The 12,117-nt window shown below is 71.4% G+C and carries 3 protein-coding genes; all 3 read right to left on the reverse strand.

All coding sequences use genetic code 11. The features are described 5' to 3' along the window. Window positions 1–293 precede the first annotated feature (293 nt). Window positions 294–3,557, reverse strand: a complete 3,264-nt coding sequence (gene treS, locus EU555_RS31030; RefSeq protein WP_135419197.1) for a maltose alpha-D-glucosyltransferase — start codon at window positions 3,555–3,557, stop codon at window positions 294–296. A 145-nt stretch (window positions 3,558–3,702) separates the two neighbouring features. Further along, window positions 3,703–7,113, reverse strand: a complete 3,411-nt coding sequence (locus tag EU555_RS31035; RefSeq protein ID WP_135419198.1) for a maltotransferase domain-containing protein — start codon at window positions 7,111–7,113, stop codon at window positions 3,703–3,705. Window positions 7,114–7,193: 80 nt separating this feature from the next. Next, the gene (locus EU555_RS31040) at window positions 7,194–12,116 is read right to left on the reverse strand and encodes a malto-oligosyltrehalose synthase (RefSeq protein ID WP_135419199.1); all 4,923 of its coding nucleotides are present in this window, start codon (window positions 12,114–12,116) and stop codon (window positions 7,194–7,196) included. Window position 12,117: the final 1 nt, after the last annotated feature.

The raw sequence follows: 12,117 nt of genomic DNA on the forward strand, positions 1-12,117 counted from the left end.
CGGGGAATCGCCGCCTTGGCGGCGGCCTGCGCCTTCTTGTCCGCCTTCTTGACGCCGCCGTCCTTCTTGCCCGCGCCCTTGCCCGAGTGCGTGGCCGAGTCAGTCGCCGACTTGGCGCCTGCCGTGACCGGCACCACCAGGGCGGCCTTGACCTTGAGCGCCGCCTTGCCGCCGGACTTGCCGGCCTTCTCGCCGGATGTCGTCACGGTCTCGGTCACGCTCGCGTCGGGGCTGCGGTCGGTCTGGCGCCGGCGAGCGGCCGCCTTCCGGGCGCTGGTCTCGTCGTCCATGGGTCACGCACCTTTCTGGTCGGCCAGGATGGCCAGCACGCCGCGGGCCGGGATCTCGATCCAGTCCGGGCGGTTGTTGGCCTCGTAATCGATCTCGTAGAGCGCCTTCTGCAGCAGGCAGAGGCGCAGCAGGCGGTCATGCGTGCCTTCGTCGGTGACGGCGGCACGGCTGCCCCGCACCGTGGCGGCGTAGGCCTCCAGGAAGGCGCCGCTCACCATCTCGCGCCAGGCCGCGACGGCGGCCTTCGCCCGCTCGCCGGCCTCGGCGAAGCGCGAGGAGACCTCGCGGGTCACGGTCTCGCCGCCATAGGCGAGCGAGCGCAGGATGCCGGCGACGTCGCGCAGCGGCGTCGTCTTCGCCCGCCGCTCGTCGACCGGCCGCGACGGCTCGCCCTCGAAGTCGACGATGATGAGGTCGTCCTGCGAGGCCAGGACCTGGCCGAGATGGTAGTCGCCGTGGATGCGGGTGCGGTGGGCGCCCGCCGGCTCGCCCCGGCTCAGGGACGCGATCAGCGCCTCGATCTCCGCCTTGGCGGCGACGATCGCGGCCGCCGCCTCCTGCGCGCTCTCCGGCGCCGTGAAGCCGAGGGCCCCGCAGGCCCTGAGCGCCTTCTCGGCCTGGCGCCGCGTGTCGGCGGCGAGCGCCGCGAGGTCGTCGGCCGTGAACGGCTCGGCCGCGAAGGCCCGGTCATCGGTCTCGGTCGCGAGCGCCCGGTGCATCTCGGCGGTGCGCTGGCCCAGGAGGCCGGCCCAGCGCAGGTGCGTGGCGAAGGCGTCGGCGGGCGCCGGAGCCTCGCTCTCGGGCACCAGCACGATCGCGTCGAGGTCGCGCCGCAGGTATTCGAGCATCAGGGTCCACGCGTCGCCTTGGTTGCGCACGAAGGCCTGGAGCAGGCCGAGCGCCGTCGTCGCGCCGTCCGGCCCGACATGCTCGACCACGCCGAGGAGGGCCGGCGTGTTCCTGAAGCCCGCCTGCTCGGTGAGGAAGCGGCCGACCTCGATCTCCGGATGCACGCCGGGCTGCAGCCGGCGCAGGAGCTTGAGCATCGCCCGCGAGCCGAAGGCGATCGAGGTGTTGCTCTGCTCCGCCGAGAGCCGGCGGATATCGGCCGGGTCGAGCTCCAGCTCGGGGTCGAACAGGGAGGTCGCCTGGAACCGGATGCGGCCCTTCTCGGAGGCGATCTCGCGGTTGTGGCGGATCGCGTCGACGATCGCGAGGGCGAAGTCGGGCGAGGAGGCGGCGCCGTAGAGGAGGCCCATCCGGGGGCCGCGGCGCACCCGGGCGACCGCGTGGTCCATCAGCGACTCGTCCTCGCGGCCCTCGTCGACGGCAAGCGGCACGAAGTAGTCCTGGGTCTCGCCGTTGCCGAGCGAGACCGCGAGGCGCGGCAGCAGGAAGCCGTTCGAGCCCTCGAGCCGCGGCAGGATCGCGCTGTCGACGACCTCCACCCCGCGGATGCGCGAGCCCTTGGCGCCGAACCAGCGCCGCGAGCCGATGAAGCGCGGCGCGACCGTGCGCTCGAAGGCCTGGCGCTCGCGGCCCCGGATCAGGGTCTCGACGCCGCCGGTGAGGACGAGCGTGAACAATTCCGGCGCCTCAGGCGCCGGACCCATCGCGCCGGCATGCGCGGTGGAGAGCGAGAACCAGTAGAAGCCGTAGGCCGGCATGGTGAGCAGGTACGGCAGGTCGCCGATCGGCGGGAACGAGGTGCCGCCGGTCAGCTCCACCGGCACCGCCGTGCGCAGGTCCGACAGGTCGAGCTGCACCGCCTGGGGCGCCCGCGACAGGTTGGCAACGCAGAGCACGCGCTCGTTGTCGTGCTCGCGGATCCAGGCCAGGACCTTGCGGTTGTCGGGATACAGGAACCGTAAGGTGCCGCGCCCGAGCGAGACGTGGTTGTTGCGGATCGCGATCATCCGCCGGGTCCAGTTGAGCAGGCTCGTCGGCGCGCGGGCCTGGGCCTCGACGTTGACGGCGTCGAAGCCGTAGATCGGGTCCTGGATCGTCGGCAGGAACAGGCGGGCCGGGTCGGAGCGCGAGAAGCCGCCGTTGCGGTCGGGCGACCACTGCATCGGGGTGCGCACGCCGTCGCGGTCGCCGAGATAGATGTTGTCGCCCATCCCGATCTCGTCGCCGTAATACAGCACCGGGGTGCCGGGCATCGAGAGGACCAGGAACTTCATCAGCTCGATCTTGCGCCGGTCGTTCTCGAGCAGCGGCGCGAGGCGGCGGCGGATGCCGAGATTGATGCGGGCGCGCCGGTCGGCGGCGTAGAAGGTCCAGAGGTAGTCGCGCTCCTTGTCGGTCACCATCTCGAGCGTCAGCTCGTCATGGTTGCGCAGGAAGATCGCCCACTGGCAGCCCTCCGGGATCTCCGGCGTCTGCCGCATGATGTCGGTGATCGGGTGCCGGTCCTCCTGCGCGATCGCCATGTACATCCGCGGCATCAGCGGGAAGTGGAACGCCATGTGGCATTCGTCGCCGTCGCCGAAATACTGCGCGGTCTCCTCCGGCCACTGGTTGGCCTCGGCGAGCAGCATGCGGTCGGGATAGCCGGCATCGAGGGCGGCGCGGATCTTCTTGATGACCGTGTGGGTCTCGGGCAGGTTCTCGCAATTGGTGCCGTCGCGCTCGATCAGGTACGGGATCGCGTCGAGGCGAAGCCCGTCGACGCCCATGTCGAGCCAGTAGCGCATCACCTCGATCACCGCCTCGAGCACCTGCGGGTTGTCGAAGTTCAGGTCGGGCTGGTGCGAGTAGAACCGGTGCCAGTAATACGCCTTGGCGACCGGGTCCCAGGTCCAGTTCGAGGCCTCGGTGTCGAGGAAGATGATGCGGGTGTCGGTGTACTTCTCGTCGGTGTCCGACCAGACGTAGAAGTTGCGCCACTCCGAGTCCTTGGGAGCGGTGCGGGCGCGCTGGAACCAGGGATGCTGGTCCGAGGTGTGGTTGATGACGAGCTCGGTGATGACCCTAAGGCCCCGCTCGTGCGCCTCGTGCACGAAGGTGCGGAACTGGTCCATCGTGCCGTAGGAGGCGTTGATGTCGCGGTAATCCGCGATGTCGTAGCCGTCGTCCCGCAGCGGCGAGGGATAGAACGGCATCACCCAGATCGCCGTGACGCCGAGGTCGCGGATGTAGTCCAGCTTCGCGGTCAGGCCGTCGAAATCGCCGATGCCGTCGTTGTTCGCGTCGAAGAAGGACTTGACGTGGACCTGGTAGATGATGGCGTCACGGTACCATTGCGGATCGCTGCGATCGATCATCGCGTCAAAGCCTCATTCGATCGGGTCGTGGCGCCGGGCTGGCGGCTGTCGCGGTGCTTGAGCTTCAACGCGGGGCGCCGGGGAAGAGTTCGGGGCCTCGAAGCCCGCCGGTGCGGGCGGGCGGACCGCCCGCACCGGGAGAGCTCTACGAGGCGCCCCCGTGCTGCCACGCGCCGCCGGCCGCCGCAAGCCGGTCGGGGCGGCGCAGCCGCCAGATCACCACCGAGCGCTCGGCCGGATCGAGGGCGATGCGGTGGGTCTTGCCGCGCAGCTCGAACCTGTAGCCCTGGAGCAGGTCCTCGACCTCGACGGCGCCGTCGTCCGGCAGCCCGAATTGCCAGAGCGGCACCTCGTAGGTGCATTCCTGGCGGCTGCGCGGGTCGAGGTTGACCATGCAGAACACCGCGTTGTCGCCGGACGGGGTCATCCGCAGGTAAGCCAGGATCTGGTCGTTCCAGGCCGGGGTGAAGACTACGTTCCGGAAATCCCACAGGGCCGGGTTCTCGCGGCGGATGCGGTTGAGCGCGATGATGTGGTCGCGGATGTTGCCGGGGCGGTAATAGTCCCAGGCCTTCAGCTCGTACTTCTCGGAGTCGAGGTACTCCTCCTTGCCGGGCACCGGCGCGGCGTCGCACAGTTCGAAGCCGTTATAGATTCCGTAGACGCTCGACAGCGTCGCGGCCAGCGTGCCGCGGATGATGAAGCCCGGGCGGCCGCTGGTCTGGAGGAAGACCGGGTTGATGTCCGGTGTGTTGGCGAAGAAGTTCGGGCGATAATACTCGCCCATCTCGCCGGCCAGCTCCGTCGAATAGGCGGCCAGCTCGTCCTTGGTGTTGCGCCAGGTGAAGTACGTGTAGCTCTGCTGGAAGCCGGCCTTGGCGAGCTTCTTCATCATCTTGGGCCGGGTGAAGGCCTCGGCGAGGAAGAGCACGTCCGGGTAGCGGTCGTTGACGTCGCGGATCATCCATTCCCAGAACGGGATCGGCTTGGTGTGCGGGTTGTCGACCCGGAAGATCTTCACACCCAGCTCGACCCAGCCGACGACGATGTCGCGCAGCTCCACCCACAGGGACGGCAGCGCGCCCTCGCGGTAGAAATCGACGTTGACGATGTCCTCGTACTTCTTCGGCGGGTTCTCGGCGAACTTGATGCTGCCGTCGGGCCGCCAGTCGAACCATTCCGGGTGCTGCTTGATCCAGGGATGGTCCGGCGAGCACTGGATCGCGAAGTCGAGCGCCACCTCCATGCCGTGGGCGTGGCTCGCCGCCACCAGGCGCCGGAAGTCGTCGAGGGTGCCGAGCTCGGGATGCACCGCCTCGTGGCCGCCCTCCTCCGCGCCGACGGCGTAGACCGAGCCGACATCGCCCTCCTTGGCCTTCAGCGAGTTGTTCTTGCCCTTGCGGTTGGTGCGGCCGATCGGGTGGATCGGCGTGAAGTAGAGCACGTCGAAGCCGAGCTCGCGGATCTCGGGCAGCCGGGCGATGACGTCGTCGAAGGTGCCGTGGCGGCTCGGGTCGCCGGATTGCGAGCGCGGGAAGATCTCGTACCAGGCCGAGAACCGGGCCGCCAAGCGGTCGGCCACCACCTCCAGCACCACGGGGTAGCGCGAGAGGTTCGCCCGCTCCGAGTTGCGGTGGATCAGCGCCGTCTGCTCCAGAAGGCGGTGGAGCTGGGCGGCGGATCCGGGCTCGTCGGCTTCGAGAGCCGCCACGAGGGCGTTCAGCGCGGCGGCGTCGCTGCCCTCCGCCAGGGAAGCGGCGCGCCGGACGAGGCCGACGCCTTCCTGCGTCTCGAGCCGCACGTCGACACCGGCATTGCGCTTCTTCTCCAGACCTCGCAGCCAGGACGAGAAGTCGTCGCGCCACGCCTCGACCGTGTACTCGTAGCGGGCGTTCCGGGTGAGCGGGAAATGGCCGTGCCAGCGGTCGTTGTCGACGAACAGCATCGGGTCGCGGCGCCACTCGGTCTCGCCGGCGAGCCGTGAGAGGACAGCGGCGTTGATGACGTCGTGCCCGTCGGTGAAGATGTCCGCCTCGACATGGACCTGGTCGCCGACGACGCGCTTGATCGCCGAGCGGCCGCCGTCGATCTCCGGGCTCACGGCCTCGATGATCACCCGCCCCTCGCCGTTCGGGGTCGAGCGGCGCGGCCGGCGCACGGCGCCGATGCGGCGGGCGGCGAGGATGCGGACGGTGCGAGGCTCCAGGCTGACCGACTGGTCGGCCCGGAAGACCAGCGGCGCGACCTCCGGGGTCAGGTCCTGGAACGGCCCGAACTCGCCGCCGGTGCCGGCGATCAGCGGCGCCGGATCGACCGCGACGGGGCGGTCGGTCGGGTTGTGGAGCACGATCACGGCGTTCTCGGCCGAGCCGGGATGGCCGGTATCGATCCGCATCAGCGCCACGTAAGCGGCGTCCGGGGCCGAGAGGCGCCACTGCGCGCCCTCGACATTGGCCGCCGGCAGGTCGGCGCGCAGGCGGTTGACCGCCGCGATGTAGCCCGAGATGTCGATGCCGGTGTGGTGCTCGCGGCTCTCCGGGGTGGTGTCCACCACGTGGAGCGCCTTCGCGTAGCCCCACTCGTAGCCGACCGGCATCAGCACGCCGGCGGAGAAGAAGGCGGCGAGCGCGTAGCGGGTCTTCAGCTCGTTCGCCACCGCCTCGGGCCCGCCCGGGAGGGCGGCCGCGAGGCGCGGCATGTCGTGGTTCTCCGGGAAGGCGATCGAGGGCGCCAGGATGCGCAGGCGCTCGTATTGCTCGAGGGCCCAGGGTGCCTTCAGGTCCCACCAGGCGAAGGAGTTGAACAGGTAGTCGAACCCGGCTTCCGCCGTCGCCCGCGCCTCCTCGAAGGTGCAGCCCAGGGTCTCGGCGGCGAAGAGGGCGGCGTGATCGCGGTCCTTGGCGGCGCCGATCAGGCTGCGCCAGACGTCCGGCGGCACCTTGTAGGCGGCGTCGCATCGGAACCCCGCGACCCCGAGGCCCTGGAGCCGCGCGATGTAGCCGTTCCACAGCTCGGTCAGCGCCGTGCGCGGGCCGGCCTCGACGTAGTCGAACTCGGCGAGGTCGCCCCAGACGGTGATCTTGCTGGGATCGTCCGGATCGACCGCGTGCGGGCTCACCGGCGCGCCGGAGGCGTCGCGCACGAACAGCTCCGGGCGCTCGTGGGCGAGCTTCCCGTCATTGGCGGCGTGGTTCACCACCAGGTCGGTCATGATCTTGAGGCCGTGCCCGGCCGCCGCCGCGCAGAAGCGGCGGATCTGCTCGTCGTCCGGCGTGCCGTCGAGGTCGCGCAGGCGCTCGTCGAGGCGGTCAGGATCGGCGACGGCGTAGAGCGAGCGCGAGCCGCCGGTCTCGTGGAACGGATTGAGGTAGACCCAGTCGAAGCCGAGCTCGGCGATGCGCGGCAGCTCCGCGGTCCAGGCCGAGACCCGGCCGACCAGGAGGGGGAACAGGTTGTAGATCCGCGGTCCGGCCGCCAGCGGCGCCAGGGTGGCCGGCAGCGGCGTCACCTCGCGGGTGCGCTTCGCCGGCTTGGTGCTGGTGCGGGGTACGTTCATCGGCCCGATCCTGCCTGCTCTTTCTCGATCATCTCAGGCGGGCTCGCCCGCACCCTCGGGGTGCGGGCGAGCCCGGGGTCTCAACTGGCGGAGTGGCGCAGAACCGCCAGGGGCAGACGCGCGAAGAGTCGCTCGACCGGCAGGCGCCCGCCCTCGGCGCGGATCGCCTCGCCCGTCACCAGGTCGCGCCAGACGCTGCCCTCCGGCACCGGCAGCGCGGTGCCGGCGAAGGACCCGGCGAGATCGCCCGGCCGGGCGACGCGGCGGGGCACCGCGACGAGGAGGTCGCCGGCCTCGGAGCCCGCGGTCGCGTCCTGTCGCAGGAAGGCGATGACGCGCTCCGCCCCCTCTCCCTCCGCCGCCACCGGCGCGTAGTCGGCCTCGGCGTAGAAGCCCGGATGCGCGGCGCGGTCGGCGAGCAGCCGGGCCAGGACCCGCTGCTTGATCCGCCCGTCCGGCCAGGACGCCAGCAGGTCCTCCAGGGACGCGTCCTGCCCGAGGGCGGCCTCGCGCTCGGCGTAGTCGACCGGGCGGCGGTTGTCGGGATCGACGAAGGAGAAGTCCCAGAACTCCGTGCCCTGGTAGATGTCGGGCAGGCCCGGCAGGGTGCATTTCAGCGCCGAGCGGGCGAGGCCCGTCACCATGCCGGCCCGCGCCAGGCGCTCGGCGAAGGGACGGAATTCGCGCAGGAAGTCCGAGCCCGGCGCGATCAGGACGTCGAAGAGCCTGGCGACCGCGCCCTCATAGGCCTCGTCGACATTGACCCAGCTCGACCGGCGCTTGCCCTCGCGCATCGCCTTCTCTGCATAGGCGCCGAGGCGCTTGCGAAAGGCCTCGACGTCCGTCGGGTCGGGATCGGGCGTCAGCAGCTCCAGCGGCCAGGCGCCGAGGATCGCCTGCAGGAACATCCACTGGTCGTTGGCGTCCGGCGCCGCCTCGCCCTCCACCTCGGAGAGATGCGGGGCGACGAGCCGGCCCCAGAGGGCCCAGGCCTCCGCCCACTCGTCGGGGATCTCGGAGAGCGCCAGCAGCCGGGTGCGCGCATCCTCGCCGCGCTTGGTGTCGTGCGTCGCCGTGGTGATCATCGCGTTCGGCCAGTCGCGGGCGCGGGCGGCCTGGAGCGCGTGGAAGTGCTCCGCCGTCAGCCCGTACTCGCCGGGATCGCCTCCGACCTCGTTGAGCGCCAGCAGCTCGACGAAGCGGTAGAACAGCGTGTCCTCCAGGCTTTTCGCCATCACCGGGCCGGTGAGCTGCTGGAAGCGGCGGCGGAAGCGGCGCACCGCCTCCGGGTCGGGCCGGCCCGGCCCTTCTGTGTCGAGCCGCCCGAGGAGGACGCGTTCGGCGAAATCGTGCACCGACCGGTCGGGCAGGCTGGAGCGGCGCTTGGCCTTGCGCACCGTGTCGCCGATGAGCTTCAGGTCCTCCGCCTCGATCTCGTTCTCGTCGAGCTCCTGGGGCAGGTAGCTGCGATAGACGGGGAACCGGGCGATGATCTCGGACAGGGCCTGGCGCAGGGCATTGACCGAGAAGTCGCGGGTGCGCCGGTCGGCATCGGCGATCTGCTTGAGGTCCGAGGTCAGCACCTCCAGCTCGCTGGCGAAGCTCGTCTCCAGGATCTCGCCCTTCACGTGGCGCAGGAGCCAGCCATAGGGCTCGTCCATGCCGGTCGCGCCGGCATAGAGCCTCGCTACCGCGTCGCGCTGGCCCTGGTCGACGAACAGCCCGTCGATCTGGTTGAGCACGTCGTAGCCGGTGGTGCCGGCGATCGGCCACGGGCGAAGCTTCTCGCCGGGCTCCAGGATCTTCTCCACCACGATGTAGAAGCCGGGGCCCAAAGCCGCCTGGAGCGCCCGCGCGTAGCCGGCCGGATCGGCGAGGCCGTCGATGTGGTCGATGCGCAGCCCGTCGATCCGCCCCTCGCGGATCTGCCGGAAGAGCATCGCGTGGGCGCCCTCGAACACCCGCCGGTCCTCGACCTTGAGGCCGGCGAGCGAGTTCACGTCGAAGAAGCGGCGGTAGTTGATGTCGCTCGCCGCGACCCGCCAATGGGCGAGGCGGTAGGCCTGGGCCTCCAGGATGCGGTGCAGCGCCCCGAAGCTGTCGGGATGGCCCTTGAAGCCGTTAACGAGGGTCACCGCCCGGTCGATCGCTCCCTTCAGCTCGGACGAGGCGGAGACCGCGTGGGCGAGGCGCCGCTTCAGCCCCTCCGTCTCCTCCGGGAAGGCGGCGAGGCGCTCGTGATGGGTCTCGTCGCCCATCCGGCGCAGGCGCTCGGAGATCGACAGGACTTCCGCCGACGCCTCGTCGCCGACCACCGGCAGGGCGGCCAGCGCCCGGTCGAGGACGATCGGGTAGCTCAGCGGGTTGACCGGGAAGCGGTGCTCGAAGTGCCAGACGCTGAGGGAGCCCTCCTCGGGATCGAAGGCGAGCTTCAGGTCGCCCTTCTCCAGCGCCTCGCCGTAGCGGTCGCCGAGGAAGGGCACGACGAGCTTGTTGCGGGCCCCGAGCCGCCCCCAGTCGATGTCGAACGCGTCGGCCGCCGGCGACAGCGCCCCCCATTCGAGCACCGAGAGCCACCACGGGTTGTCGGCGCCGCCGACGCCCATGTGGTTGGGCACGATGTCGAGCAGGAACTTGAGCCCGTGCGCTTTCAGCGTGTCGCTGAAGCGGACGAAGGCCTCCTCGCCGCCGAGCTCCGGGTTGATCTCGCGATGGTCGACGATGTCGTAGCCGTGCATCGAGCCCGGCCGCGCCTTGTGGATCGGCGAGGCGTAGACGTGGCTGATGCCGAGCTTCGCCAGGTACGGAATGATCTTCGCCGCGTGGTCGAAGGTGAAGTCCTTGTGGAACTGCAGCCGGTAGGTCGCCCGCGGCGGCGGCGAGGCGAGGCGCGCCGCGCCCGAGCGCGGCCCGCGCGCCTCGGAGGAGAGCGACGAGGCGAGCTTGGCGAGCGGTCCGCCCGGGGCCGCGATCGCCGCGAGGTCGCGGTCGAGCTTGCGGCGCCAGTTCGGGTAGCCCTCGGTGACGCCCGGCATGTTGGCCTGGCTCACCTCGCCGAGGATGTCCTCGTACTGCACCGCCGTCAGCACCGAGGGCGCGCGGGCGAGGAAGCGCACCGCGGCCTCGAAGGGCGGCTCGCCCGGAACCTCGTTCGTCGCGATCAGGCCTTCCTGGTTCAGCGCCTCGGCCAGGCGCCGGCGCTCGTGCACCCGCTCCTCGCGCTCGGCCCCGGCCCGCTCGGCGTCGTAGAGGCCGAGGGACTGGCGGAGTTCCGTGTCGACCCCGCGCCACCAGCCGACGAAGGTCGGCAGGTCGTGGGTGGTGATGGCGCAGAGCGCGTCGCGGGGGTACTCGGCCGGGCGCTTGAACACGCCGCCCTCCCCCCGCTCGAAGGACAGGATGCGGTAGCTCAGGATGCCGGCCTGCATCAGCGCGTCGGAGAAGCCCGCCGGCGCCGTGCCGAGGTCCTCGGCGATCACCAGGCACTTCGCCCGGTGGCTCTCCAGGCGCAGGACCGCCAGCATCGCGTCGAACGGCATCGCCACGTAGGCGCCGCCCTTGGCGCCCTGTCCGACCGGGATCAGGAAGAGCCGCGCGAGCTGGAAGGCGTGGTCGATCCGGATCGCGCCGGCATGGCGCATGTTGGCCTGGACGAGGGCCCGGAACGCCGCGAGGCCGTCGCGCTCCAGTTCCAGCGGATCGAAGGGCGGCAGGCCCCAATCCTGGCCGTTCGGCGCCAGGATGTCGGGCGGCGCGCCGATCGACAGACCGGCGGCGAACCGCTCCGGATGCGACCAGATCTCCGAGCCGCCGCGATCGGCGCCCACCGCGAGGTCGCGGTAGAGCCCGAGCCGCATCCCCGAGGCGAGGCCCTGCGCGGCGGCGCGGGCGAGCTGCCGGTCGGCGAGGAATTGCAGCCAGGCATGGTAGGCGACGCGCTCCTCGTGCCCGGCCGCGAAGCGCGAGACCTCCGGGGTGCCGTTGCGGCGGTAGGCCTCCGGCCAGTCGCCGAGCCAGTGGGCGCCCTGTCCCGAAAAATGTTCGGACAGGGCCTCGAAGGTGGCGTGCGCCTCCAGGTTCTCACCGCCCGCGGCGCGGAACGCCAGGAACTCGGTGTCGCGCCCGGCCCGGGCGGGCGAATCCTGCCACAGCGCTTCGAGCACCGGGCTCAGCACCTGCCAGATTCCGGCATGGTCGACGAGGGAGGCGTCGCGCAGGCGCGCGATCTCGGGGGCGGCGTCCTCGAGCAGGCGCTCGGCCCGGCTGCCGGCAAGGCCCGGAAGCGAGGCCGGATCGATGTAGAGGGTCTCGAGGAACAGGCGCGAGGACGGCGAATAGGGCGAGACCTTGTGCCGGTCGGTCGCGAACAGGGCGTGGACCGGGCTCAACCCCAGGAACGCGGCGCCCTTCGCGCCGGCATCCGCCGCGGCCCGGCCGGCATCCGCGTAGGTGCCGATGCCGAGATTGGTCTCCGAGCGCAGGCCGTAGAGCTGCGCGGCGAGGCCCCAGTCCCGGGCGCCCTCGTCGCCGAGCGCCCGCGGGCGCCAGCAGCGCTGGGGCGCGGCGATCACCGTCGCCTCGGCGCGCTTCTCGCCGAGGGTGACGGTGAGGCGGTGGTAGCCGGGGGTGAGGGGCGGCAGATCGATCGCCGCGCCCTCGCCCTCGCCCGCGACGGCGACGCGTCCGTCCCGGGCGGCGCCCCGCTCGTCGACGATCCGCCAGCTCACCGTGCCGGAGGCCTCGCCGGGCCGGACCGGCACCCGCGCGGCGCGGCGCGCCTCGACCGGGACAAGGGGCGGCACGAGGCCGTGGCGGAGCGCATGGATGCGGGCGAGGCTCGCCCGCGCCTCCTCCTCGCTGCCGGCGGGAAGCCCGAGGGCGGCGAGCAGCCCCCGGCGCACGTCGAGCGGGGTCTCGACGCGCTGGCCGAAGGCGTCGGTGTAGTCCGCGGCGATCCCCGCCTCATCGGCGAGCCGCGCGACGACGTCCTCGGTCACGGCCATC

The sequence above is a fragment of the Methylobacterium nonmethylotrophicum genome (genome assembly GCF_004745635.1).
In the GTDB taxonomy this organism is placed as follows: domain Bacteria; phylum Pseudomonadota; class Alphaproteobacteria; order Rhizobiales; family Beijerinckiaceae; genus Methylobacterium; species Methylobacterium nonmethylotrophicum.